23 protein-coding genes are annotated in these 24,097 nt (G+C 61.7%); 9 read left to right on the plus strand and 14 right to left on the minus strand.

Annotation, left to right across the window (positions count from 1 at the left end; genetic code table 11):
* Window positions 1–11: 11 nt before the first annotated feature.
* The 5 genes from ugpQ to ACI2KA_RS23155 form a co-directional block, all read right to left on the minus strand.
* Entirely contained in the window at window positions 12–737 is a 726-nt protein-coding gene (gene ugpQ / locus ACI2KA_RS23135) for a glycerophosphodiester phosphodiesterase (protein WP_404504805.1), read from the minus strand.
* Window positions 738–748: 11 nt separating this feature from the next.
* Window positions 749–1,861: an ABC transporter ATP-binding protein gene (locus ACI2KA_RS23140; protein WP_404504806.1), complete on the minus strand. Its 1,113-nt coding sequence runs from the start codon at window positions 1,859–1,861 to the stop codon at window positions 749–751.
* Window positions 1,862–1,866: 5 nt separating this feature from the next.
* On the minus strand, window positions 1,867–2,943 hold the full coding sequence (locus ACI2KA_RS23145) for a carbohydrate ABC transporter permease (protein ID WP_404504807.1): 1,077 nt from the start codon (window positions 2,941–2,943) through the stop codon (window positions 1,867–1,869).
* Window positions 2,943–3,854: a carbohydrate ABC transporter permease gene (locus tag ACI2KA_RS23150; RefSeq protein WP_404504808.1), complete on the minus strand. Its 912-nt coding sequence runs from the start codon at window positions 3,852–3,854 to the stop codon at window positions 2,943–2,945. Before ACI2KA_RS23150 ends, ACI2KA_RS23145 begins: the two co-directional genes overlap by 1 nt.
* 66 nt (window positions 3,855–3,920) lie before the next feature.
* Complete coding sequence (locus tag ACI2KA_RS23155) at window positions 3,921–5,294, minus strand: ABC transporter substrate-binding protein (RefSeq protein ID WP_404504809.1); 1,374 nt, start codon at window positions 5,292–5,294, stop codon at window positions 3,921–3,923.
* Window positions 5,295–5,387: 93 nt separating this feature from the next.
* On the opposite strand from ACI2KA_RS23155, the gene ACI2KA_RS23160 reads away from it, so the two are divergent.
* Entirely contained in the window at window positions 5,388–6,527 is a 1,140-nt protein-coding gene (locus ACI2KA_RS23160; RefSeq protein ID WP_404504810.1) for an ROK family protein, read from the plus strand.
* Window positions 6,528–6,554: 27 nt separating this feature from the next.
* Here the strand turns inward: ACI2KA_RS23160 and ACI2KA_RS23165 are convergent, their stop codons facing one another.
* On the minus strand, window positions 6,555–6,896 hold the full coding sequence (locus tag ACI2KA_RS23165) for a hypothetical protein (protein ID WP_404504811.1): 342 nt from the start codon (window positions 6,894–6,896) through the stop codon (window positions 6,555–6,557).
* Between the two features lie 150 nt (window positions 6,897–7,046).
* A complete protein-coding gene (locus ACI2KA_RS23170; protein ID WP_404504812.1) occupies window positions 7,047–7,538 on the minus strand; it encodes a hypothetical protein in 492 nt (163 codons plus the stop codon).
* A gap of 164 nt (window positions 7,539–7,702) precedes the next feature.
* Here ACI2KA_RS23170 and ACI2KA_RS23175 point away from each other — a divergent pair, with 164 nt between their 5' ends.
* From ACI2KA_RS23175 to ACI2KA_RS23205, 7 genes are all read left to right on the plus strand, one after another.
* Window positions 7,703–9,655, plus strand: a complete 1,953-nt coding sequence (locus tag ACI2KA_RS23175) for a BTAD domain-containing putative transcriptional regulator (protein WP_404504813.1) — start codon at window positions 7,703–7,705, stop codon at window positions 9,653–9,655.
* Window positions 9,656–9,663: 8 nt separating this feature from the next.
* Window positions 9,664–10,092 (plus strand): hypothetical protein, encoded by a 429-nt coding sequence (locus ACI2KA_RS23180; protein ID WP_404504814.1) that lies wholly within the window; start codon window positions 9,664–9,666, stop codon window positions 10,090–10,092.
* A 38-nt stretch (window positions 10,093–10,130) separates the two neighbouring features.
* Complete coding sequence (locus ACI2KA_RS23185; RefSeq protein ID WP_404504815.1) at window positions 10,131–11,321, plus strand: YcaO-like family protein; 1,191 nt, start codon at window positions 10,131–10,133, stop codon at window positions 11,319–11,321.
* Window positions 11,318–12,031 carry a TfuA-like protein gene (locus tag ACI2KA_RS23190; RefSeq protein ID WP_404504816.1) on the plus strand — a complete coding sequence of 238 codons (714 nt, stop codon included), beginning with the start codon at window positions 11,318–11,320 and terminating at the stop codon, window positions 12,029–12,031. Before ACI2KA_RS23185 ends, ACI2KA_RS23190 begins: the two co-directional genes overlap by 4 nt.
* Window positions 12,028–13,185 carry a hypothetical protein gene (locus tag ACI2KA_RS23195; protein ID WP_404504817.1) on the plus strand — a complete coding sequence of 386 codons (1,158 nt, stop codon included), beginning with the start codon at window positions 12,028–12,030 and terminating at the stop codon, window positions 13,183–13,185. The genes ACI2KA_RS23190 and ACI2KA_RS23195 overlap by 4 nt, the downstream gene beginning before the upstream one ends.
* A 128-nt stretch (window positions 13,186–13,313) precedes the next feature.
* Window positions 13,314–13,751 (plus strand): helix-turn-helix domain-containing protein, encoded by a 438-nt coding sequence (locus tag ACI2KA_RS23200; protein ID WP_404504827.1) that lies wholly within the window; start codon window positions 13,314–13,316, stop codon window positions 13,749–13,751.
* 94 nt (window positions 13,752–13,845) lie between these two features.
* On the plus strand, window positions 13,846–14,088 hold the full coding sequence (locus ACI2KA_RS23205) for a hypothetical protein (protein ID WP_404504818.1): 243 nt from the start codon (window positions 13,846–13,848) through the stop codon (window positions 14,086–14,088).
* Between the two features lie 518 nt (window positions 14,089–14,606).
* Here ACI2KA_RS23205 and ACI2KA_RS23210 read toward each other — a convergent pair.
* The 3 genes from ACI2KA_RS23210 to xylF all read right to left on the minus strand — a co-directional run bounded on the left by ACI2KA_RS23210 (window position 14,607) and on the right by xylF (window position 17,942).
* Window positions 14,607–15,389, minus strand: a complete 783-nt coding sequence (locus ACI2KA_RS23210; RefSeq protein WP_404504819.1) for an ATP-binding cassette domain-containing protein — start codon at window positions 15,387–15,389, stop codon at window positions 14,607–14,609.
* Window positions 15,390–15,407: 18 nt separating this feature from the next.
* Window positions 15,408–16,712 (minus strand): sugar ABC transporter permease, encoded by a 1,305-nt coding sequence (locus ACI2KA_RS23215; RefSeq protein WP_404504828.1) that lies wholly within the window; start codon window positions 16,710–16,712, stop codon window positions 15,408–15,410.
* 189 nt (window positions 16,713–16,901) lie between these two features.
* Entirely contained in the window at window positions 16,902–17,942 is a 1,041-nt protein-coding gene (xylF, locus tag ACI2KA_RS23220) for a D-xylose ABC transporter substrate-binding protein (RefSeq protein ID WP_404504820.1), read from the minus strand.
* 243 nt (window positions 17,943–18,185) lie between these two features.
* Between xylF and ACI2KA_RS23225 the strand changes: the two genes are divergently transcribed.
* Window positions 18,186–19,424 carry an ROK family protein gene (locus ACI2KA_RS23225; RefSeq protein ID WP_404504821.1) on the plus strand — a complete coding sequence of 413 codons (1,239 nt, stop codon included), beginning with the start codon at window positions 18,186–18,188 and terminating at the stop codon, window positions 19,422–19,424.
* An 18-nt stretch (window positions 19,425–19,442) separates the two neighbouring features.
* Here ACI2KA_RS23225 and ACI2KA_RS23230 read toward each other — a convergent pair whose 3' ends face one another.
* The 4 genes from ACI2KA_RS23230 to ACI2KA_RS23245 all read right to left on the minus strand — a co-directional run.
* Window positions 19,443–20,987 (minus strand): glycerol-3-phosphate dehydrogenase, encoded by a 1,545-nt coding sequence (locus ACI2KA_RS23230; RefSeq protein WP_404504822.1) that lies wholly within the window; start codon window positions 20,985–20,987, stop codon window positions 19,443–19,445.
* Between the two features lie 172 nt (window positions 20,988–21,159).
* The gene (gene mce, locus ACI2KA_RS23235) at window positions 21,160–21,576 is read right to left on the minus strand and encodes a methylmalonyl-CoA epimerase (RefSeq protein WP_404504823.1); all 417 of its coding nucleotides are present in this window, start codon (window positions 21,574–21,576) and stop codon (window positions 21,160–21,162) included.
* A gap of 13 nt (window positions 21,577–21,589) precedes the next feature.
* Window positions 21,590–23,731 carry a methylmalonyl-CoA mutase gene (gene scpA / locus ACI2KA_RS23240; RefSeq protein ID WP_404504824.1) on the minus strand — a complete coding sequence of 714 codons (2,142 nt, stop codon included), beginning with the start codon at window positions 23,729–23,731 and terminating at the stop codon, window positions 21,590–21,592.
* Between the two features lie 126 nt (window positions 23,732–23,857).
* A partial coding sequence (locus tag ACI2KA_RS23245) for an acetyl-CoA carboxylase biotin carboxyl carrier protein subunit (RefSeq protein ID WP_404504825.1) occupies window positions 23,858–24,097 on the minus strand: 240 nt, incomplete at its 5' end.

The following is a 24,097-nucleotide window of genomic DNA, read 5'->3' on the forward strand; positions in this document are numbered from 1 at the left end:
GGGATAAAAGATTACGCAAGTTCAGGCAGCCGTGTTGTTCGGCGCGCCATATCGAACAGGTCAGGGCGGTCGATATTGGCGTAGTCTACTCCGGCCAATGCGATCTCATTATGAAGGTCGACGTCATCGCCGCCATAATAAACCATGACGTCGAGACCGGCCTTGCGGCATGCCTCGACAAGGCCCGGCCTGCGCATCTGCGCCGGCGTGATCTCGATGATCGAGGCATGGTGAACCGCCGCCGCCAGCGAGGGCGATCTGGCGATGTCGAGCGTCATCATCTTGCGAAATTCCGGCGCGGCCGCCTGCAATCCCCGGCGCATCTCCTCCGAAAAGGAGAAAAAGAACGTATCGCGCGCCATGCCGAGATCCCGCACCAGTGCAACGACCTTGACGGGATCGCAATATTTCAGCTCGATATAAACGCCGCAGCGGCCGCGCAGATGGCTAAGATAGGCATCGAGACGCGGCACCACTGCCCCCTTGAAGCTTTCGCCAAACCAGCCGCCGGCATCCAGCGCATCGATTTCGCTCGACAGGGCATGGCCGATCGGTCCCGTGCCGTTTGTGGTACGATCGAGCGTTTCGTCGTGAAAGACATAAAGCACGCCATCGGCGCTCTCGCGCACATCAAGCTCGATGTAATCAGCACCCTGCTGCAAGGCGAGGTCGGCGGCAGCAAAGGTATTTTCGGGTGCGAACCGGTTCGCGCCGCGGTGGGAAACGATTTTGGGCATGGGTCATCCTGTCAGTTTACGAGCTCCGGCGCGCGCGCCGGAATGGTCGAATGGTGCGAAAGATCGGCGTGCAGCCCGGCAATACGATTGCCGGCGGCATCGAAAACCAGCGTCAGGGCGGGTGCGCAGGCGAGGCCGACCCGCTCACCCGGCGCGTGTCTCACCGTCTCGCCATATTCCAGCGCATGAACCATGCCCGCCGACGAGTCGATCGTATAAAAAACCTCGCGCCCCATCGGCTCGACGGCGGCGACCTCGCCTTCAAGCCGTGCTTCGGCGGGTTTGACGAGCGCGATATCCTCGGGACGCAATCCGAAGGTGATATCGCCATCGCAGCGGGCATTGAGGCGGAGCCGCGCGTCATCGATGCGCAGTTCTTCACGCTCCGCCCGCCCCTTCAGGAGGTTCATCGGCGGCGTGCCGATGAAACCGGCGACGAACAGATTGTCCGGCCGGCGGTAAAGATCGTCGGGCGTGCCGATCTGGGCAATGGCGCCGTTGTTCATGCAGATGATCCTGTCGGCCATGGTGATCGCTTCGATCTGGTCATGGGTGACGATCAGCGTCGTGATCTTCAGCCGCTTCTGCAGGCTTTTCAGCTCGGCCCGCATGGTGATGCGCAACGTCGCATCGAGGTTGGAGAGCGGCTCGTCCAGCAAAAGGATATTCGGCTCCTTGACCAGCGCCCGGGCCAGCGCCACGCGCTGCTGCTGGCCGCCGGAAAGCTGCGACGGCCGCCGGTCAAGCAGGGCGGTGATCTGGACGAGGTTTGCCGCTTCCTCCACCCGCCGCGCCGCCTCATCGCGCGGAACATTTTTAAAGCGCAACGGAAAGGCGATGTTCTCCCGCACCGTCAGATTGGGATAAAGCGCATAGGACTGGAAAACGATGCCGACATTGCGGTCGCGCGCGTCGATGCGGTTGACGTTGTGACCGTCAAAGGCGATCTCCCCGCCGGTCGGGGCATAAAGCCCGGCCAGCAGGAAAAGCGTGGTCGATTTTCCGCATCCGGACGGGCCGAGAACGGCGACGAATTCGCCATCTTCGATCGACAGTGTCATCGGTTGCAGAACCCGGGTGTCGCCCCAGCTTTTGGTGACGTTGTCGAGGGTGATCCTGGCCATGGCGATTATCCTTTGATCCCGCCGAAACTCATCTGGGTGATGTATTTCTGCGTGAAGATGTAGATGATCAGCACAGGCAGCAGATAAACGATGCCGACAGCGGCGATCATGCCGTAATTCACGCCCACGCTGTCCTGTGCCACGAAGAAGAGATAGAGGCTCATCGTCATCTGGCTTTTTTCGATGAGCAGGGTCTGAACGAAGACATATTCTTCCCAGCCGCGCAGGAAGGTGAAGGTGGCAACCGCAATCAGGCCGCTTCTGACCTGCGGCAGAACCACCATGCGGAAGGCCTGGAAGCGGGTCGCGCCATCGGTGACGGCGCTCATCTCGATGTCCCAGGGAACATTGTCGAAGAAGCCCTTGAGAACGAAGATCGCGAAGGGCAACTCCAGCGCGCTCATGACCAGCACGACGCCGAAGAGATTGTTGAGCAGGCCCATGTAATGCAGCTGCACGAAGATCGCCACGGTGAGCGCCAGCGCCGGAAAGGCGTGCAGCAGCAGGAGCCCGCGCAGGATATTTTCACGCCCGGCAAAGGCAAAACGCGACAGCGCATAGGCGGCGGGCGTGGCGACCAGCGCGACGATCAGCGTCTGGGAGGCGGCAAACAGCAGCGAACTTCGCATGGCGGTCCAGACGGACGGCATCAGCGCCATGCGGGTGGTGCCGGTCTTTTCAATATCGCGGCTCCACAGGAAGCTGTAGTTCTCGATGGTCAGATGCGGCAACACCAGCACGAAAACCAGCGACGCGACAACGGCGGCAAGCGCCAGCCAGAGCAGCACGGGATGACGCAGGCGCGCCGACACCAGTGCGATCGCAATCGCCCCGCAATAGGCAAGAGCGGCGATTGCGCCGCTGCGCCAGAGAACCAGTCGGCTGAGATTGTCGTCGGATGTCGTCAGCGATTTCACCAGCAGCCAGAGATAGGGCAGCAGAACCGGGACGGAAACGACCGTCAGGAACAGGAGGATGACGGGAAGGAAGCCGGCGCGGTGGGCACGGCTGCGTCGTTCAAGATGCGTCCAGTCCGGTTTCCGATCGGAGGCGCGCCGGTCATAGGCTTGCACAAGCGTCATCACAGCACCTCGATCCTGGCGGGAGCAAAGGTGGAGCGCATGTTGCTGAGGCGCCATTGAACGAGGGTGACGGCAACGCCGATGGCCATCAGGCCGAGCGCAAGCGCTGCGCCATAGGCGTAGGCGCCGTTTTCGAAGGCACGCCGATAGATATAGAGCGCATAGGTGGTTGAGTCATAGACCGGGCCGCCGCCGGTGATCAGCAGGATATATTCATAGGTCGTCATCAGCGACAGCGCCTGATAGAGCGTGATGAAACGGATCGGTGCGGAAAGCGCCGGGGCGACGACATGGCGCAGCACGCCCCATTCGCTGGCGCCGTCGACGCGCGCCGCATTGGCGAGATGCGACGGTATCGAGCGTATCGACGATGTCAGGATGACCATGGCGAAGGATGCGCCGACGACACCATTGGCCACCACCACCAGGAACAGCGGAAAATCATTGCGCAGGTTCAATGCCGGTGCGCCGACCGCACCGAGGAACTGGTTGAGCAGACCCGACGAGGTGGGATCGGCGATCCAGATCCAGAGCACGCCGTAAAGCACGGCCGGGCTCATGCGCGGCAGAAGCCAAAGGCCACGGAAGACGTTGCCGATCCGGTCCGGTATCGCCGTGGTTGTCACAGCCAGAAGCACGCCAAGGCCGATATTGAAGAAGAACAGCGTCGCGCCGACATAGAGGAAGGTCGTGAGCAGCACGACGGGCAGGCGCACGTCGCGCTGTACCATGCGCTGGAAATTCTCGACCGTGAATTTGCCGACCTTCAGATTTGCGCCCATATCGGTAAAGGCAATCACCAGATTGACGACGATGGGGGCCAGGAAAAACACGCCGAGCAAAGCGAGAGCCGGTGCGAGATAAAAGATCGGCCGGGCAGGGCGATGTGCCCTGAGCTGGAATTGAGACATCACGACATATCCGTGGGAACGCAGGAAAGCCGCCCGGCGGAACCGGGCGGCATGGTTTCAGGCAACTCAGTTGCTTGCGGCGTCGCGGATTTCGATTTCCGCACCGAATTGCAGCTCAAGTTCGTCGGCAATGAAATCCACCGCCTGTTCGGCCGTCATCTTGCCGGTCTCGACCGCCTGCAGGCCGCTGAACAGCACCTTGTTGTAGCTGCCGAACTTGGTGTGGTTCGGCACGAACTTGGCGTCCTTCATCATCGGCGAAGCGGCGGAAAGAACCCAGTTGTCCCGGTATTTCGGCATCGCGGTCTGCGCGTTGCTGATGGCCGTGTGATAGGAGGTAACGGCATGTTCGTTGTTGAAATAGGGCAATGTCGCCAGCGCCACGAGATCGGCGGCGAGGTCGGCATTGGCGCTTTTCGGGTTGAGCGTGTAGAGCAGCGGATGCGACAGGTTGGCCGGTTTGCCGCCCTTTTCGGCTGCCGGCGCGGAAATCCAGCCGATCTTGTTGAAATATCCCGCACCATCGGTCGGCCAGGTGGCGCCGTTCTTGTCGCCCACCTGCCAGGCAACGGCCCACACACCCTGATGGAAGATGAAGGCCTTTTCCTGCTTGAAGGCCGTCTGGATCGCCTCCCAGCTCATTGCGGTATTGTCGACCGGGGTGACGCCCTGCTTGGCGTTACGCTCATACCAGCCAAGCGCCTTGACCATTTCCGCCTTTGGGAAGACGAGTTTGCCGGTCTTTTCGTCCATGAACTTCACGCCATAGGACTGGAACACCATCAGATAGTCGATCCCGACATTCGGGCGATGCAGCATGCCATATTGCGCCGCCTTGCCGTCGACCACCTCCTTGGACAGCGCAGTCAGATCGTCGAGCGTGAATTCTCCGGCATCGACCCTGGCCGGCAGGCTTTCGATGAAGGCTTCGTCCTTGCCGATCTTGCGCAGCATGTCCTTGTTATAGAAGAACATGCGGATTTCGGCGTCCTGCGGAATGCCGTAAATCTTGCCGTCGGTGGCCTTGGCCGAATCCCACAGCACCGGCAGGATGTCGCCATAGACCCAGGGGGTGGCGGCGATCCTGTCTTCCATCGCCATCGCGTAACCGTCCTGGGCGAACTGGCCGATCCATTCATGCGGCAGAATGTAGATATCCGGCCCCTGCCCCACCGAAAACGCCTTCAGCGTATCGAGCGCGAAGGCGTCCCATCCCTGCACGCTGCTATTGTTCGTATCGATGACGATACGCTTGTCGACGCCGGCGGCCTTGAACTGCGCGTTCATGATACCGGCCGCCGCCTCGATATTGGTGATGCGAGCGGGCGCATTCTTGTCCGCAAGCGTCCAGAGCTTGATGTTGATATCTTCGGCAAAGGCAATGGCGGGCAAAAGCGCGCCGAGCGCCACCGTTGCCGCCAAGGAGAGAGACTTGAACATGTGATCCGTTCCCGTTGAAGCTTATTATTTAATTAAGTTGCTTAATTTACAGCTTTATGACATTTCCGGTGACAAAGCGGGGAGAGCGGACCTTTGGCTGAGAAAAGAAACGGCGGGCTTTCAGGTATCGGTGCAACGCAGGGCGCGCTGCTTGGCTATATCCGGCGCAAGGGCTCGGCCTCCCGGGTGGAGCTTGCCGAATATTGCAGCGTTACGCCCGCCGCCGTCAGCATGATGACCCGCAACCTTCTGGAACGCGGTATCATCGAGGAAGGAGCACGCCGGCAGGAGGGCCGCGGCGCACCGCATATCGATCTCAGCCTCAGGAAAAATGTCGGTTACGCGCTCGGCGCCCATGTCAATCGTTATTCGGTGATGCTGACGCTGCTGAATTTCGGCGGGGAAATCGTCGGCGAATTGCAGATGCGTGGCTCCTATGAAGCCTTTTCCGATGTCCAGCGCGCGCTTCAGGACGGATCCGGCGAACTGCTTTCCAAAAACGCGATCGACCGGGGCGACCTGATCGGCGCGGCCATCGCCATGCCCACCCGTTTCCGCAAGCAGGCGATGTCGCTCGACCTTGCCGAGGAGGTGATTTCCTGGGCGGGTTCCGACCTTTCCGCCATGCTGCGCGAAGCACTTCGCTGCCCGGTGATCATTGAAAACGACGCCAATGCGGCCGCCATGGGCGAACTCACGCTTGGCAACCAGGCGGGACATGCGAACTTCGCCTATCTCTACCTGTCCGAAGGCATCGGCGGCGGCATCATCATCAGGAACGAACTTTATCGCGGTTATCTCGGCAATGCCGGCGAGATCGGCGCCCTGCGCGGCCGGGGAGGCTCCCGGCCCTCCTTCGAAGATCTGGCGGCCTGGTGCCTTGAGCATATGGGCGAAAAACCCTCCGGGCGGGCGCCCGATGTCTGGACCGACTATCTCGCGCGCAATGCCGCCGTGCTCGATGCATGGCTGGACCGTGCCGGACCGCAGGTCGCCCGCCTTGGTTTTGCCGTCAGCGCCGTGCTGGCGCCCACCGCCATCTATGTCGGCGGCACTTTACCGCGAATCGTCCGCGAGAAGCTGGTGCAATGGCTGGATTACGAGGTTTCCGACCCCTTCAACGGCGCCGAGGTCATCCAGCCGCAAATCCTGCTGCCGGACGTCGTGGCGACCGACCCTGTGGCCTTCGGCGCGGCGGCAATGGTTCTGCACGGCATCGGCGAGACCGGCTGAAGGGGCGACACGGTATGTGCGAAGGTCTCAGCCGAGATTCTGAACCATGAAATAGATCAGCCAGCAATGGGCTATCGCCAGCACCGCCCAGCCCCATTTCGCCACCCGTATATCGGCATCGACGACCGTGTTGCGGATTTCCGTTCCGCAGGCGGCCTCGTCCCCCGCCCGGTCCGGCATCGGACGTGGCGCGAAAATCGCCGCCGGATCGGTTTCGCCGACAACATAAAGCCTGTCATTGTGAACCGGCGGCGGCGCTTCACCCTCCGCGCTTTCAACGCGGGAAAGCACGCCATCAGCGGAGACGCAACGCACCGCCAGAAGCTGCGATGACACCCGCCCGCGACGCATATTACTTCTATTGGGCATCATAATTTTCCACACGAATAAAACTAAAATATTCAACAGTTCCGCCGGAAAACCACGAGTTTGCCGGGTATGCGTGCACGCCATTTCCGCCGCGCTCATCGGCTGAGCCCTGTCCTGCCTCTGCGTCCCCTGAACACAGAGATCCCGCGGTCACCGTGCCAGTCCCCCCGGCAAATCCTGCTTGCCCGTATAGGGTTTGGCCTCCCGCTGGATCAGGAAAACGGATTTTTCCACCGGCAGCGATTCGACCGTCCGATACCGCTGAAACCGCTTGGAATATTCGAACCGGATCAGCCTGTCCTCGAATTTGCCCGCCAGAACACGATAGCCGTTGACGAATTCGTTGAGGATTTCCAGCTCCTCGCCCCACAGCCAGCCCCCATAGGACGTGCCTTCGTTCGACCGCAGCACGATCTCGAAAAAATGCCCGCCCGCCACCATCGGCATACGGAAGAGGATATCGATATTGTCCTCGTCCTCGTCGTCGCATTTTTCCGCAGACAGCCTGACATGGGCTATTTTCGCATGAACGAGCGCGGAGACCGGATAAAAGGGACGGCCCTTGAACCACATGAATTCACTGACCGCATAACCGACATCGTCGGCACGCTGGTAAGGTTCAATACGCGGCTCGAACGCCATGTAGCTTCCGTTGAACGCTATCAATTTCGAAAATTCCCGATGCCTGCTGCTTGCCGTTTTCCGCCCGCCATTCGCGCTTCTGTCTGCGACAATAGGCACGCCGCGTCACACCAGCGTCAAATGGAACGTTATGATGACTTTCAATTTCCCGGACACGTTGCTAGATGATGATTCATGAGGGGACAAAAGTGGCTGGGAACGCTGAACAGATACCGATCCGGCTTTTTGGCACCCCGCGCTGTGACGCGGTGCGGGAAGCGTTTTTCCCGTCCAAGGGCTTCGCCCTCACCGCCGCCCTGATCCTTGCCCCGAACCAGTCGCTTTCCCGCCAGCAGGCTGCGTCGCTGCTGTGGGAAAATGTCGAGCAGAAAAGAGCTCTCGGCAATTTGCGGCAGCTGATCCTGCGCCTTCAGAAACTGCCCAACGAAGACGAGGCGATCCTTGTCACCGATGGCAACGACCTGAAGGCCGGAACGCTGGCGCAGCGCACCGACCTCGCCATTTTCCTTGCCGGCGCAAGGGCCGAGGAGCCGATGCGGCGGCTCCGTGCCCTCCTCGAATTCGGCGGCGATCTGCTGGAGGGGCTGGAGACCGGACAGGATCATCTCTACCTCTGGCTGCTGTCGGAAAGACGCCGCCTCAAGGACCTGTTCTTTTCGAGCTACACGCAGCTTCTGGAGGAACTGACGCGTTTCGGCCGCGCCAGTTCCAACGACATCGCCAGACTTGCCGAATGCGCCTGCAAGATCGAGCCGGAGCGCGAGGAAACCTACCGCGCCGCCATGGCGGCCTATGCCCGGATCGGGAACATCAGCGCCTGCGAGGGCATGTTCCAGCTTCTGATGGAACAGCTGCGCCAGGAGGCCCGCTCGCCGGAAGCCGAAACCGTGGCGCTGAGGCGCAGGATACAGAGCCTCGCCTCGACGATCGCCGCCCCGGCCGAGCCCGATGAGGGCAGCCGCCGAAAACCCGCGGCAAAACCCCGGGTCGCTTTCGGACGGCCGGTTCGGATCGACGGGCTTCCGGTCCCGCCGGTCATGCAGGCCTTTGTCGAGGATGTCGCCAACAGCCTGGTGCGATACCGAACCTTCACGGTCCTGTCACCGCACAGCACCTTCGCGCTCTCACACGACCGGTCCGACGACAGCTACGCCATGTTGCGGGCCGACTACCGGATCGCCTCGACGGTCTTCGACGATACGAACATGTCGGTGGCGCTGATAGAGGACGCAACGGGTGAAATCGTCTGGTCGCTCGAGGCCGTCCTGACCGAGCGGCACATCCACGCCGCCTTTCGCCTGCTCTCCAAACAGGTGGCGGCGGCGCTTGCCCGCGAGATCGAGCGGCTGCAGGTGGAGCCTGACCGCAACCACAGCGGCGAGGCCTACCGGCAATTGCTGGAGGGCCAGCAGCTGCTGCGCGGCAAATGCGACCTGCCGCTTCTGCGCAGAGCCCGTTCGATGTTCCGCAAGGCCGTCGATCTCGATCACAGCATGGCGGTGGCCCGCGCCCGGGTGGCGCAGAGCCTGCAGCTGGAATGGCTGATGCTCGGCGGCAACGACCCGCACCTGCTGCACCGGGCCAAGGCGGAAGCCGACGCCTCCGTGGAGATCGACCCCGCCCTCGGCGTCGGCCACTGGATGTGTGCCGTGGTGGCGCTTTACCAGCGGGATTTCGACATATCCGCCGAAAAATTCTTCGAGGCGGAGGCGCTTGCGCCCAATTCCGCCGACCTCCTGCTCCAGCATGCCGATGCGCTCGCCCATTTCGGCGATGCCGAAACCGCCTGGGAGAAGTTCCGGCAGGCGATCGATCTCAATCCGCTCGCGCCCGACATCTACTGGTGGGCGGGCGCCAGCATCGCCTTCAAGCGCGAGGATTACGGCGCGGCGGTGGAATTATGCGGACGGATGGAAAATGACGAGCCGGCGTTGCGGGTCTTGACCGCGAGCCACGCGCTCCATGGCGATTTGGCCGCTGCCCGGGAAGCCGGCGGCAGGCTTCAGGAAAACTATCCGGGTATGACGGCGAGGGAGATCAGCAGCCTGTCTCCAGACCGCGACCCGATAGCGAATGAAAAATTCTATCACGCACTTCGATTAGCTGGGATCAAATAGGAGATATTATGTCATCGCATTTCTTCATTGTTGGAAAAAAGGGCTTCGGCGTTCTTTTCATTCGCACGACACCGCTTCGGGTCGCGTCCGTATCGCATGAGACGATCGCGGCTTATGAAGCCAGCCACCCCGGCGTGGACGGCTATGCCCGCGTCGCGGCTGCGGCAAAGGCCATGCTGGTGCGCCAGGATGGCCAGCCCGAGGCCGAGCTGGACCAGGTCCAGATCCAGGGCATCGAAGCCCTCGTCTCCGGCGGCGCCGTGGTTTCGGAAGCCGATTTCGCCTTTATCGGCGAAGTGACCGACGCCGGCTGGGATTTCAACCGCATGGTGCAGGCCCCGATCGGCGCGGCGCTGAAGGCTGTCGGTCCGGCGGGTTCCGTCACCGGCGAGCTGTTCGACGCCATCCTCGCCGACGACCCCAACTCGGCGCCCTGAATAGTGGTTGTGCGGCCTTGAGCGCTGCCGGTACTCCCATGTCAGCGACAGCGGCTTCAAGGCATGCAGACGCTTCGTTCTTCGATCCCGGACTGCTTCGGCGGTTCGGGATTACCCGTGTCGGCGATGTGACCGGTCTCGATATTATCGGTATCCCCGTCTGGTTTGCGGTCCGGCCCAATTCGCGCGGTTTGTCCGTCTCGCAGGGCAAGGGGCTGGATGCGGAACAGGCCCGGATTTCGGCCATCATGGAGGCGATCGAAGGCGCGGTTGCCGAAGACACCCGCAGACATGTCGCCGCGTTCGGCTCCATTCAGGAGATGCGGAACAAGGCTGTTCCCCTCGTTGCCTTCGATACCATAGGCCGCGTCGATCCGGACACTCTCGATCCGCGAAAAGAACGTGCCTGGGTGAAGGGAACATCCATTCGCCGGCAACAGGATATTTTTGCGCCTTACGAGCTCGTGGGTATGGACTTCCGGGCGGATTTCCCCTGGGACCGGCAGGCGTTCCTCATGAGTTCCCAAGGCCTTGCGGCCGGTTTCGACCACGACCATGCGGTGCTCCACGCCCTGCTCGAACTCATTGAAAACGACGCCTGCTTTCTCATCGACACGTTTGAAACCCGGGCCACCGCCCCGCAACCGCTCCTCGTTGCGGCGGGGGCCGACCCCTCCCTCGACAACCTTGTCCAACACCTTTCGAATATCGGCCTGCCGCCGTCCTTCTACGACCTGACGAATGCGCTCGGCGTGCCGGTGGTGATGGCGAGCCTGCCGCGCTCGCTTCAGGCACAGGACGGGCCTGCGAGCCGCAGCGCCGCGGGTGCGGCGTGCCGTCCCAAGGCCGTTGATGCCGCGATTGCGGCGCTGCTGGAGGCGATCCAGTCGCGATTGACCGATATCAGCGGCGCAAGAGACGATCTGTCGCCGCTGCGCTACCAGCGGGACATCTCCGCGGCGGCTCCCGGGAGCCGCCGGGTTGAACAGCTGCCGGTCAATCTCGCTTTTGCGGATGGGAACGCCTCCGCGCCGCGATGGCGTCAGCTTGCCGAGCATCTCTTTACCGGCGGCATCGAGGATATTTATGTCTTTCCGCTGGAGACGGACGTACCGGGCCTGCATGTCGTGCGGGTTCTGGCAGCCGGGCTCGCCCCGGCCGCCGGCGGCCTGCAACGCATATCAGCGCGCACGCTCGATCACTTGCTGCATGCCGGAGGCGCCCGATGAAACCCGTGGTTTTTGCAGGCCCTTCCATTCACGGCATGACCGGCGAGCCCTTGTCCGGCCTCGATCTGCGCGGTCCGGCGGCCTGTGGCGATATTTTCGATGCGGTTCAGCGGGGCGTTCGGACCATCGGGCTGATCGACGGCCTTTACGGCGATTGCGCCGCCGTCTGGCACAAGGAAATCCTGCATGCGCTGTCGCAAGGCGTCACCGTTCTCGGCGCGGCCAGCATGGGTGCGCTCAGAGCGGCGGAATGCGCGATTTTCGGCATGACCGGCATCGGTGAGATCTTCGAGGCCTATCGGGACGGGCGGCGTTTCTCCGATGCCGACGTGGCGGTCAGCCACGCGCCGGGAGAACTCGATTACCGTCCGCTGACCGTCGCGCTGGTCGACGCCGAGGCGACGCTGGACGCCTGCCGCCGCATGCTTGCTCCCGGCGAAGGGGATGCGCTGGCGCTGGCCGCCCGCAAGCTGCATTTTACCCGCAGGACATGGCGTTCCATGGCAACCACAGCGGGCCTCGGTTCCGCGGCAGCGAATTTGCTTGCCACCAATGCGGTTTCCGTCAAACGAAACGATGCGGCGAGGCTTCTGGCGCTGCTCACGGCGGAAGCCTCGCCATCGCCGCCGTCGCCCGCCTGGACGCTGCAGAATACCCTGTTTTTTCAGCAATTGGCCGCACGGCGGCTGACTGGAGAAAAAGCGTCTTGACCGCGACCCGGCCCTTGCCTCTGGTGCCCGATTGCGGCGGGCCGATCCGTATCATCGCACTTGCACTGCCCGCCGCCTTTCTGGCGCAAAGCAGACCCGACGACACCGTTTTCCCGCTCGTTCCAATCGCAAACCTGCTTTCGGCCCTGCCTTCGGAGCTCACCACCCTCATCGTGATCGATCACGCCAGTTTTGCCCCGGCGCAAAACTGGCTCGACAAGCTGTCGGCCCGCTGTCGCATCCAGCTGCTGCCGCTTGGTCCAGACGGAAGCGTTTCGCATCCGTGGATACAGGACATGCTGCATGCCCGCATGGATGATCGCGAGGCAACGCCTTCGGCGGACATTGTGCTGGTGGGCGAAAACGCCGTCGGCCTCAGGCTGGCTGACCATCTCGGAGCAAAAATTACCAAGCCGGATGTCATCCTGGCGGGTGGCAATCAGCTTGTCGGCCCCGATTTCCGGCTGGTTGGCCATTCCAGCCTGTGGGATGACAGGGCGGTCGACAGAAACGCTGCCGCCCCTTCGCAACGATGGCGGAATATCCAGGCCCTCGACAGCCGGACCGTGCGCGGTTTCGGCTACAGGCCGGAAGACCTTGGCAATGTCCCGATCTCCCGCGATCCTGCCGCGTCACGGCGGGGCGGCCCGGAAAGCACCGGCGGGAAAATGCACCAATGCGGCTTTCACGTCGACCAGTTCGTTTCCGTCACCGGTCTCAGGCGGGACGGCGCGCCTCTTCTCCTGGTGGCCGACCCCGTGGCGCATGGCGGCTGCAATGCCCGCGCGGCGACCGAGCTGAAACGAAAACTGGATGCATCGGCGATTTCGCTGGTGCGGCAGGGCTTTGCGATCGAACGAAATCCCATCCCGGTTTCACCCGCCATCGATACCGGCAAATGCATCCCCAGGCTCTATAACAATGTCCTTCTTGAAAATGTCATCCGTTCCGGTCAGAAACAGCCATTCGTCTGGATTCCGCATTTCGGCGATACGGAGGCGCTTGAGGAATTCGACGCGATGAACCGGCAGATTTGGAACCGGCTCGGCTTTCAGGCCATCGGTGTGGCCGGGTGGAGCCATCTGGTGAGTCGCAACGGGGCGTTGCGTTGCGCCACGAAGGTCATTAATCGCGATGCGGACACACTTTTATGAACAGAAAATCGCTTCATTTTGTCAATAAAGCTTCATAATACCCGTGGAAATTGTGTTGAATGTATACCTTCAACAATATTAATTGATAACCATCGGATTTAAGAACCTCACAACTGGAGGAGTTCATGATGCAAGCCAAATTACCCAGCCCGATCGATGTGCATGTGGGCACACAAATCAGAATGCGCCGCAAGTCGCTCGGCATGAGTCAGAGTGCTCTGGCCGGGCGATTGGGCATCACCTTCCAACAGGTGCAGAAGTATGAAAAAGGCGCCAATCGCGTCGGCGCGTCCCGTTTGCAGGCCATCGCGTCCATTCTCGGCGTGGAGGTCAGCTCGCTGTTCGCCAATGCCACCCCCGATGGCGGCATTGCCAATCCCGCGCTCGGCACAATCAACGCCATGCAGACGTTCGTAGCCTCGAATGAAGGCTTTTCGCTCAACCAGGCCTTTTCCCGGATCAAGAGCGCAACCGTTCGCAGAAGCATCGTCGCGCTCGTCACGTCGCTCGCCGCGACCGAAACGGCAGAAAATGCCAATGCAGCGGCGGACAAAAGCGAAGATTGACGCAGGTGTGACGCTCGCGTGACGCTCGATATGGTCGAAAATGCATAACGCGATATCAGCGCGTTTTCATACTGTCGATTGTCGAGAGGGAAGCATGGCGGCGTCTACCACAGCACTACTTGAACAGGTTGAACAGGACAATGCAGACGAGATTCTGGCGCTTGGAAGGATGGTCTCCTATCTTTGCCAGCGCTCGAAATCCATGGAACTGGGCATGTCGACCTATTTCCTGGAAATGGCGCTGCTGTCGCTGGCCCAGGATATCAATCAGCACGGCCTGCCGCCCGCGGGTGCAGAGCTGAGCGCCAGCGGTTTCGCACTGGCCGACCTGCATTGAGCAATTTCATGTCCGCAGCCGGTTAGATGCACGAGACAGGGTGTTCCCGCACCGTCCTCCAGCCGGGACCACCCAACGTTAACCGGTGCATCCTGCGTCTGCGGATATTCGCATAACCCCTCCCAAGGGATTTCATCACCAATGATGATCGAGGCCCGGTCTTTCGCCGGGCCTCGTCCATTATCAGGGTACAGCCCGCCGAAACTCCACCAAGGCCGCGACCGCGTCAACGAGCGCCGGCACGCGAGGTCTCGATCAAGATCATATCGACATTTACCGCCGCAGCCGCCTCGAGGTCACTGACCTCATCGCGTAGGCGAGCGCGAACTGCCGGCACGTCAGGCTTCTTGCAATAGCGTCACGCGTGAAGGGCCGGTTCAGGATCGTCTCATCGGGCCGGTCAAAACGTCTTTCACCGATCTTCGGTGAATGCTCGGGAATATTCCCGCCCGCGGTCTGTCATCGGTTGCGGCGGTGCTTCGGTTTCTTTCTCCACGAAACCCCGTGATGGGCATCCGTCAGGACACGACCGCGCCCGGCCCCGGCACAGCCCCTGGCGGCACCTTGCCGAGAATGATCATGCCGAGCACCTCGTCCTTGGTCACATCCTGCGTGCGGGCATGGCCGACCACCTTGCCGTTTTTCATCACGAAAACCCGGTCGGCCAGGTCGAAGACGTCATGAATATCGTGACTGATGAGGAAGATGCCGATGCCCTGCCGTTTCAGCTCCTTGACGAGATCGCCCACCTGCGCCGTTTCCTGCGGCCCGAGTGCGGCCGTCGGCTCGTCCATGATGAGGATGCGGGCATCGAACAGAATGGCGCGGGCAATGGCGACCGACTGCCGCTGGCCGCCGGACAGCGCCTTCACCGGCTCCTTGAACCGCCGGAAATTCGGGTTGAGACGGCCCATCACCTCGCGAGCCGAGGCTTCCATGGCGACATCATCCAGCGTGCCCCATTTCGTCTTCAGCTCGCGGCCGAGATAAAGATTGGCCGCCGCATCGACATTATCGGCCACGGCCAGCGTCTGGTAGATGGTCTCGATGCCGTATTTCTTGGCGTCGCGGGGATTACGGATATCCGCATCCTCACCATTGATGAGGATATCGCCGCCATCGCGCCGGTATGCGCCGGACAGGATTTTGATAAGCGTCGATTTGCCCGCGCCATTGTGGCCGAGAAGGGCGACCACCTCGCCGGGAAAAAGATCGACAGAGGCGTTTTCCACCGCATGGATACCGCCGAAGGAAATGGAAATATTGCGCATTTCCACGAGGGGCGTGACTTGGTCCGTCATAGGAATTCTCCTCGGTTCTTACTTGGCGCGGGCGCGGTAGATGGTGTCGAGCCAGACGGCGACGACCAGAACCACACCAACGACGATGCGCTGGAAGGGCGTATCGATGCCCACCAGCACCATGCCGGATTGCAGCGATTGCATGACGAGCGCGCCAAGCATCGCGCCCGCTATGGTTCCGACACCGCCGGCCAGCGACGTGCCGCCGATGACGGCCGCGGCAATGGTGTAAAGCTCGTCCAGTTCACCCTGGGCATTGGTGGCGGCGTTGAGGCGGGCGGTCGAAATCGCCGCGGCGATGGCGCAGAGAACGCCCATCAGCGTGAAGATCTTCACCGTCACCCAGCGGGTCTTGATGCCGGCCAGCTCCGCCGCTTCCGGATTGCCGCCGATGGCGAAGACGTATCGTCCGAAACGCAGCCGCGTGGCAATGAAGGTCATCACCGCACCGACGGCAAGCGCCATCAGCACCGGAATGGCAATGCCGTGCGAAATGAACAGCCCGCCTTCCGGCCAGGCGATGCCATTGGCGTCGGCATAGTTGCGGGCGATGTTGATCGGCCATGGATAGCTGTTGACCACCGCCACGAAGCCGATGACGACAAGGCAGCCGAGCGCCACCAGAAAATATTCCGCCCAGACCGGCCGCAGCGGAAAGCCGAAACGGCGGCGCTGATGGCGGGAATTCAGGATGGCCGCCACGATGGCGACGCAGGCGACGATGGCGGCGATCCAGCTCCATGTCGCGCCGATCGAGCCGCTGGTGCCGCCGCCCATCAGGCGGAAGGTGGAATCCATCGGTGCCACGGTGCGGCCGCTGGTGATGAACCAGGTGCCGCCGCGCCAGACGAGCAGGCCGCCGAGCGTGACGATGAAGGACGGCACGTTGAGGAAAGCGATGATCGAGCCCTGCAACATGCCGATCGCGCCGCCGACGAGAATGCCGGTGAGCAGCGTGACGATCCATGTCGCCCAATGTTCGAAGCCGAGGATCTGCGGCAGGATTTCCGCCTGCATGACACCCATGATCATGCCGGAAAAACCGAGGATGGAGCCGACCGACAGGTCGATATTGCGGGTGACGATGACAAGCACCATGCCGGTCGCCATGACAGCCACGGACGCGGTCTGCACCGAAAGGTTCCATAGGTTTCTGGGCGTCAGGAACAGGCCGCCGGACAGGATATGAAATCCGATCCAGATCAGAAGAAGCGCGCCGACCATGCCGAGCAGCCTGGTATCCAGCTCGGTGGCGCTGATGAAGCGCGTTATCGAGCCTGTCTTTTCCGTCTTTTGCGACGCCGTGGAATTGGATTGGGTCATATCGGCCATGGACTGCCGGTGCTCCTCACATCTTAGAGCGCTTTCGCTTTCCCCTGAATCGCGAAAACGCTCTAACTCCTTGTTCTGGCGCATTTCCAAACGGAAAACCGGGCTTCACTTTTCCTGGAAATGCTCTAAAGGCGCCGCGCCATGAACCATGGCGCGGCGCCCGAACCGTGACCTCTTCGATCAATCGCAGGCCTTGACGGTTCCGGCCTTCACACCCTGGCAGGCCGTTTCCTTCTTGATCCAGCCGGCATCGATGACAGTGCCGAGATTGTCCTTGGTGATGGCGATCGGCTTGAGGAAGACCGACTGCATCGTGACCTTCTTCGGACCGCCATCAAAGGTGGTGACGCCCTTGATTTCGGTCATCTTCTTGCCGCCCGCCAGTTCCAGCGCGATGCCGGCCGCTTCCTTGCCGAGTTCGCGGCTGTCCTTCCAGACAGACACCGTCTGCGTGCCGAGCGCGACGCGGTTCAACGCCGCGAAATCGGCATCCTGGCCGGAAACGGGAACCGAACCGGCCATGCCCTGCGCGGCGAGAGCGGCGATTGCGCCACCGGCCGTGCCATCGTTCGAGGCGACGACCGCATCGACCTTGTTGTTATTCTTGGTCAGGAACTGTTCCATGTTCTTCTGGGCATTTTCCGGCTTCCAGCCATCGGTATAGGCCTCGCCGACATTCTTGATCTTGCCGCCGTCAATGGCGGCCTTCAGCACTTCCTGCTGACCGGCGAACAGGAAGTCCGCATTCGGATCGGAAGACGAGCCCTTGATGAAGACATAATTGCCTTCCGGCTTGACCTTGAAGACTTCGGCGGCCTGCAGACGGCCGACTTCCTTGTTGTCGAAGGTGATGTAGAAGGCGTTCTGGTTTTCGATCAGGCGGTCGTAACCGACGACCGGAATGCCCTCGGCAACGGCTTTTTCGACCGCCGGACCGATCGCGTCGCTGTCCTGCGCCAGAATGATCAGCGCATTGGCGCCCTGCGAGATCAGTGATTCCACGTCGGTCAGCTGCTTTGCGGCGGAAGACTGGGCATCAGCGGAGATATATTTCGCGCCGGCCTTGTCGAGCGCTGCCTTGATGGCCGCCTCATCGGTCTTCCAGCGCTCTTCTTGAAAATTCGACCAGGACACGCCGACCACGAGATCGGCTGCAATGGCGGCAGTATGCAGGGAAACGAGTACGGCCGTACCCGCCAAAAGCTTGGCAAAAGAATTCATGATGTCCTCCCGGTAAGGGCGAGGCCCTACACCTCCATGCAGGGAAAACGCCCGGAAAAAAGCTGACGGTCTCTGTGATTTCACAATTTTCTCGACAGTCGAGAAAATTAATGTCAGAGATTCCCCATGCTGTCAACAACGGCTGCGGGCAGCATCCGGGTGCCTTGATCTTCTCTTTGGCATGCGCCATCAGACAGGATCAGCACGACAGGAAAAAGCCGTTCAGGGAGCAGGCCCCAGCCCATGTCCGCCATTGCAAGTACGGAACTGGTGCGCCAGAAAAACAGCCTGTCGGTGATGGCGTCGCTGCGCCTGCACGGCAGCCTTTCCCATACCGACATGTCGTCCTTCACCGGGCTTGCCTCCGCCACCGTCTCCGCCATCACCACGGAACTGGAGCGCGCCGGTCTTATCTTGCGCAAGGAACAGCTTGCCGCCGCCGGGCGCGGGCGGCCGCGCATGCTTTTCGGGCCGAACGGTGCCTTCTGCCACGTCGCCATCGTCATCATTTCCTCCGACAGCGTGCAATATTCGCTGGTCGATTATGCCGGCAAGCTGGTGGACCGTTTTACCGAACAGAGGATCACGGCCGAGAAAGGCGCGTTCGGCAACGCGATCCTCGCCGGCCTCGCAAGACTTGCCGATCGCTCGCGTATCGACCGAAACGATATTCTCCAGGTCTCGGTCAGCAGCAAGGGGCTGGTGGATGCGGCCGCGGCAACGCTCGTCTGGTCGCCTGTTCTCGGCGACGAAAGGATCGATTTCCGGCAATTGCTTTCCGCGGACGGCCGCATCCGTGTGACGCTGAACAACGAAACCCTGCTCGCCGCCAAGGCCATCTGGATGCGTGAGCAGGCGAAGGAAAAGGGAAATGCGCCACCGGAGGCGCTCGTCACCCTGTCGCTCGGCCACAGCATCGGCCTTGGTATCGCCCGCGCAACGGGCGGCGCGATCGAGGTCAGCGCCCCCAATTTCGGCCATATGCTGCATCTGGCCGATGGCGCGCTGTGTCGTTGCGGCAGCAAAGGCTGTATCGAAGCCTATTCCGGATTTTACGCCATCCTGCGTTCCGCTTTCGAAGCCCCGCCGCAGGCGGAGCCGGCGAAATTCGTGCCGATTGCGGAGGTGGACAAGATCGCCGCCTCGGCGCGCACCGGCGCCCGCATGGCGCGCTTTGCCTTCCGCACCGCCGGTCTTGCGCTCGGCAACGGTCTCTCACGCCTCTTCAGCCTGCACGGCCATATGCCCGTCTTCATCACCGGCCCCGGCACGCGTTATTTCGATCTCCTGGAAAGCGGCCTGCGCGACGGTCTGGCGCAATCGCAAGCGGTGCGTTTCGGCGGCATGCCGAAAATCGCCATCGCGCCCGACGAACCGGAACTGGTATTCGAAGGGCATATGGAACACGCGCTTTCCGCCGCGGACGACTATATATTGAGCGCCGACGGCCCTGAGAGGCTGGGGAGGAATTCCGCTGGCTGATCGGCAATTGCCGAAGGTTCAGGCCTGCCTGGCCACGGCGAAGGCCTTGTCCTCAACGCCGGTCAGAAGCCGGACGAATTCATCCAAGCCGGCCGCCTGCTCCCTGCTGAGCAACAGCCCCTGCTTGGTGCGCCGCCAGAGAATGTCCTCAGCCGCGCAAGCCCATTCGTGCATCACCAGAAAGCGAACCTCGCACTCGTAAAGCGTGCCGCCGAAATGGCGGCCGAGGCCGGAGAGATCGGTGGCGGCGCCCAGCAGATCGGCCGCCTTCGTGCCATAGTTCCTGACGAGGCGTTCTGCATGCCGGCGGTCGAGGAAGGGATAATGGTCGATCAGAGCCCTCACCTGCGCCTCGTATCTCTCCGCGCCGAAATCGCCGCCCGGCAGGCGGGAGCCCGCCGTCCACGGCTTGCCTTTCTCGCCGATCGCCGCGCCGATCTTTTCCAGCGCATGTTCGGCGAGACGCCGATAGGTGGTAAGCTTGCCGCCGAAAATATTGAGGAGCGGCGCTTCGCCCTTAGACTCCTCCACCTTCAGCACGTAGTCGCGCGTGGCCTCCTGTGCTTTCGAAGCGCCGTCGTCAAAAAGCGGCCGCACGCCGGAATAGGTCCAGACGATGTCTTCCGGCTTTACCGATTCGCTGAAATAGTCGCTGGCCGCATTGCACAGATAGGAAATCTCGTCCTCGGAGATACGCACCCTGGCGGGATCGCCCTGGTAATCGCGGTCCGTGGTGCCGATCAGCGTGAAATCGCGCTCATAGGGAATGGCGAAAATGATGCGGTTATCCGGGTTCTGGAAGAAATAGGCGCGCGGATCGGAAAACTTCCTGCGCACGATGATGTGGCTGCCCTGCACGAGCCGCACATTATGCACGTCATTGCGGCCGAAGACGCCGGAAAGCACCTTGTCCACCCATGGGCCGGCGGCATTGACCAGCATGCGCGCCTTGTGCGTGGCCGCTAGTCCGGTTTTTTCGTCCAGCGTCTCGATGAGCCACAGCCCCCCTTCGCGCCGTGCGGAAACAACCCGCGTTCGGTTCATGATGGTTGCGCCGCGGTCGGCGGCATCGCGCGCATTGAGAACCACGAAACGGGCGTCGTCCACCCAGCCATCGGAATATTCGAAAGCCTTGGCGAAAGCCGGTTTCAGCGGCTTTCCGGCCGGGTCTCGCCTCAGATCGAGCGTGCGGGTCGCCGGCAAAAGCTTGCGGCCGCCGAGATTGTCATAAAGAAACAGGCCGAGCCGGACCATCCAGGCCGGGCGCACGCCGCCCTTCTGGATGGGGAGGACGAAACGCATCGGCCAGATGACATGCGGGGCCATCGCCCAGAGGATTTCCCGTTCCATCAGGGCTTCGCGCACGAGGCGGAATTCGTAATGTTCGAGATAACGCAGGCCGCCATGGATGAGCTTGGTGGCGGCGGAAGAGGTGCCGGAGGCAAAATCGCTCTTTTCCGCAAGCGCCACGGAATACCCCCTGCCCACCGCATCGCGGGCAATGCCGCAGCCATTGATGCCACCACCAATGACAAAAAGATCGAAAATGTTTTCGCCGGACATAGAGCCTCCACGACAGCGCCGGGGGATCGTTCCCCATCGTTGAAAGACAATTGCCATAAAAACGAAAACAAAACGAATGTCAAAAGAAAACAAACGAAACACGTTTCGGCAAAGGCGGATCGGCGGCCGCTCGCCGTCCGCCGCATGCCAAGCGTCTTAGGGGGTTCGTGTTTCAGCCGTGTGTCGGGCCAACCTGCTCAAGCTCGTAGAGCACACCGCCCATGTCTTTCGGGTGCAGGAAAAGAACGGGATTGCCATGCGCACCGATCTTCGGCTCGCCATCTCCCAGGATACGGACGCCTTTTTTGACGAGATCGTCGCGGGCCACGACGATATCCGCCACCTCGAAACAGAGGTGATGGGTGCCGCCGCCCGGATTGCGGTCAAGAAACGCGGCAATCGGCGATTTCTCCCCGAGCGGATGAAGAAGTTCGATCTTGGTGTTTTCCGCCTGGATGAACACCACCGTCACGCCGTGTTCGGGGAGCGACTGCGGCTCCGAGACGTCAGCGCCCAACGCCCTGTAACGGGCAACGGCGGCATCGAGATCGGGCACCGCGATGGCGACGTGATTTAGTCTTCCAAACATCGGCACACTCCCCTCACGCGTTGCGCCGGATGCCTTCCAGCAGGTCGAGAACCTTGTTGGCGGCATCCATGACATTGGTGCCGGGTCCGAAGATCGCCGAGACCCCGTGGTCGAGCAAAAACTGATAGTCCTGTCGCGGAATGACGCCGCCGACGACAACGATGATGTCTTCCGCGCCTTTCTGTTTCAGCGCCTCGACCAGCTGCGGTGCAAGCGTCTTGTGACCGGCGGCGAGCGACGACATGCCCACCACATGCACCCTGTTCTGAATGGCGAGATCAGCCGCTTCAACGGGCGTCTGAAACAACGGGCCGGCCAGCACGTCGAAACCGATATCGCCGAAAGCGGAGGCAATGACCTTCGCGCCGCGATCATGCCCGTCCTGGCCGAGCTTTGCGACCATGATGCGCGGTTTGCTGCCGATCCGTTCGGCGACGCCGGAGAGCCGGGCGGCGAGCGTGGCAAGTTCCGGCTCGTCCTTGTAAGCCTCACCGTAAATATCGCTCACCACCTCCGGCACGGCCGCATGGTCGCCGAAGGCAGCCCGCAGCGCATCGGAAATCTCTCCCACCGTGGCGCGGGCGCGGGCGGCGACAACCGCGGCTTCGAGAATATTGCCCTTGCCGCTGCGGGCGACTTCGGAAAGTGCCGCCAGGGCTGAGGTCACATCCTTGCCGTCGCGACGGCGGCGCGTCTCCTCGATGCGGCGGATCTGGGCGGCGCGCACGGCGGCGTTATCGATATCGAGGACATCGATATCCTCTTCCGTTTCCAGCCGGTAACGGTTGACGCCGACGATGACCTCCTCGCCCTTGTCCACCGCCGCCTGGCGGCGGGTTGCCGCCTCCTCGATCAACCGTTTCGGCAGGCCCTCCGCCACGGCCTTGGTCATACCGCCAAGTGCCTCCACCTCTTCGATCAGCGCCCAGGCCTTCCCAGCCAGTTCGTTCGTCAGGCTTTCGACATAATAGGAGCCGGCCAGCGGGTCGACGACCTTGGTGACGCCGGTTTCATGCTGCAGGATGAGCTGGGTATTGCGGGCGATGCGGGCGGAAAATTCCGTCGGCAGGGCAATCGCCTCATCGAAGGAATTGGTGTGCAGCGACTGCGTGCCGCCCAGCACGGCGGACATGGCCTCGAAGGCGGTGCGGACGATGTTGTTATAGGGGTCCTGCTCCTGCAGCGAGACGCCCGATGTCTGACAATGGGTGCGCAGCATCAGCGACGACGCCTTTTGCGGCTTGAATTCCTCCATGATGCGCGACCACAGCAGGCGCGCGGCGCGCAGCTTGGCTGCCTCCATGAAGAAATTCATGCCGATGGCGAAAAAGAACGACAGGCGGCCGGCGAAGTCATCGACATTCAGCCCCTTGGCCAAAGCGGCGCGGACATATTCCCGGCCATCCGCCAGGGTGAAGGCAAGCTCCTGCGTGAGCGTGGCGCCCGCTTCCTGCATGTGATAGCCGGAAATGGAAATGGAATTGAATTTCGGCATCTCTTTTGCCGTATATTCGATGATGTCGGCAATGATCCGCATCGAGGGTTCCGGTGGGTAGATATAGGTATTGCGGACCATGAACTCCTTGAGGATATCGTTCTGAATGGTGCCGGAAAGCGCAGCGCGCGGAACGCCCTGCTCCTCCCCCGCAACGATGAAATTGGCGAGGACGGGAATGACCGCGCCGTTCATGGTCATCGATACGGAGACTTTTTCGAGCGGAATGCTGTCGAACAGGATTTTCATGTCCTCGACGCTGTCGATCGCCACGCCAGCCTTGCCGACATCGCCTTCCACGCGGGGATGATCGCTGTCATAGCCACGATGGGTGGCGAGATCGAAGGCCACGGAAACGCCCTGCTGGCCGGCGGCGAGCGCCTTGCGGTAAAAGGCGTTCGAGGCCTCCGCCGTGGAAAAACCGGCATATTGACGGATGGTCCAGGGCCGCCCGGCATACATGGTGGCGCGCGGGCCGCGTGTGAATGGCGCAAAGCCCGGCAGGCTGTTCAGATGCGAAACGTCCTGCAGATCGTCGACCGTATAAAGCGGCTTGACCGCGATGTCTTCCGGCGTGTGCCAGACGAGCGTGTCCGGTGAACGCTTCAGCTCCTTTTCGGCAAGCTCAAGCCAGTCCCGCACCGTTTTTTCACCCGACATGCATCTCTCCCCTTCTGCATTTCATTTCCGCATCGTGGCGGCCGATCATGACGACAATCGAACGGTCCACCCTGTGCCCGTAAACCGCTCCGGCCCGCATGCGTTCCGAAGAAACGGCGGCGACCGTCACTCGAATTCGAGAATGACCTCGTCCACCGCGAGGCTGTCGCCCGGTTTCGCCGAGACCTTGGCGACGCGGCCGCGTTTTTCCGCGCGCAGGATGTTTTCCATCTTCATGGCCTCGACGGTCGCCAGCGCCTGCCCGGCCTCAACCTCGTCGCCTATGCCGACCGCGATGCCGGTGATGACGCCCGGCATCGGGCACAGCAGCAGCTTTGACGTGTCCGGCGGCAGCTTGTCCGGCAT

This window comes from Agrobacterium sp. NPDC089420 (assembly GCF_044900305.1).
Classification (GTDB): domain Bacteria; phylum Pseudomonadota; class Alphaproteobacteria; order Rhizobiales; family Rhizobiaceae; genus Agrobacterium.

Excerpts from the sequence above, each read along its gene's own strand:
- ugpQ (WP_404504805.1), bottom strand. The coding sequence starts at position 737 with ATGCCCAAAATCGTTTCCCACCGCGGCGCGAACCGGTTCGCACCCGAA.
- ACI2KA_RS23140 (WP_404504806.1), bottom strand. The coding sequence starts at position 1,861 with ATGGCCAGGATCACCCTCGACAACGTCACCAAAAGCTGGGGCGACACC.
- ACI2KA_RS23145 (WP_404504807.1), bottom strand. The coding sequence starts at position 2,943 with ATGACGCTTGTGCAAGCCTATGACCGGCGCGCCTCCGATCGGAAACCG.
- ACI2KA_RS23150 (WP_404504808.1), bottom strand. The coding sequence starts at position 3,854 with ATGTCTCAATTCCAGCTCAGGGCACATCGCCCTGCCCGGCCGATCTTT.
- ACI2KA_RS23155 (WP_404504809.1), bottom strand. The coding sequence starts at position 5,294 with ATGTTCAAGTCTCTCTCCTTGGCGGCAACGGTGGCGCTCGGCGCGCTT.
- ACI2KA_RS23165 (WP_404504811.1), bottom strand. The coding sequence starts at position 6,896 with ATGCCCAATAGAAGTAATATGCGTCGCGGGCGGGTGTCATCGCAGCTT.
- ACI2KA_RS23170 (WP_404504812.1), bottom strand. The coding sequence starts at position 7,538 with ATGGCGTTCGAGCCGCGTATTGAACCTTACCAGCGTGCCGACGATGTC.
- ACI2KA_RS23175 (WP_404504813.1), top strand. The coding sequence starts at position 7,703 with ATGATGATTCATGAGGGGACAAAAGTGGCTGGGAACGCTGAACAGATA.
- ACI2KA_RS23180 (WP_404504814.1), top strand. The coding sequence starts at position 9,664 with ATGTCATCGCATTTCTTCATTGTTGGAAAAAAGGGCTTCGGCGTTCTT.
- ACI2KA_RS23185 (WP_404504815.1), top strand. The coding sequence starts at position 10,131 with ATGTCAGCGACAGCGGCTTCAAGGCATGCAGACGCTTCGTTCTTCGAT.
- ACI2KA_RS23190 (WP_404504816.1), top strand. The coding sequence starts at position 11,318 with ATGAAACCCGTGGTTTTTGCAGGCCCTTCCATTCACGGCATGACCGGC.
- ACI2KA_RS23200 (WP_404504827.1), top strand. The coding sequence starts at position 13,314 with ATGCAAGCCAAATTACCCAGCCCGATCGATGTGCATGTGGGCACACAA.
- ACI2KA_RS23205 (WP_404504818.1), top strand. The coding sequence starts at position 13,846 with ATGGCGGCGTCTACCACAGCACTACTTGAACAGGTTGAACAGGACAAT.
- ACI2KA_RS23210 (WP_404504819.1), bottom strand. The coding sequence starts at position 15,389 with ATGACGGACCAAGTCACGCCCCTCGTGGAAATGCGCAATATTTCCATT.
- ACI2KA_RS23215 (WP_404504828.1), bottom strand. The coding sequence starts at position 16,712 with ATGACCCAATCCAATTCCACGGCGTCGCAAAAGACGGAAAAGACAGGC.
- xylF (WP_404504820.1), bottom strand. The coding sequence starts at position 17,942 with ATGAATTCTTTTGCCAAGCTTTTGGCGGGTACGGCCGTACTCGTTTCC.
- ACI2KA_RS23225 (WP_404504821.1), top strand. The coding sequence starts at position 18,186 with ATGTCCGCCATTGCAAGTACGGAACTGGTGCGCCAGAAAAACAGCCTG.
- ACI2KA_RS23230 (WP_404504822.1), bottom strand. The coding sequence starts at position 20,987 with ATGTCCGGCGAAAACATTTTCGATCTTTTTGTCATTGGTGGTGGCATC.
- mce (WP_404504823.1), bottom strand. The coding sequence starts at position 21,576 with ATGTTTGGAAGACTAAATCACGTCGCCATCGCGGTGCCCGATCTCGAT.
- scpA (WP_404504824.1), bottom strand. The coding sequence starts at position 23,731 with ATGTCGGGTGAAAAAACGGTGCGGGACTGGCTTGAGCTTGCCGAAAAG.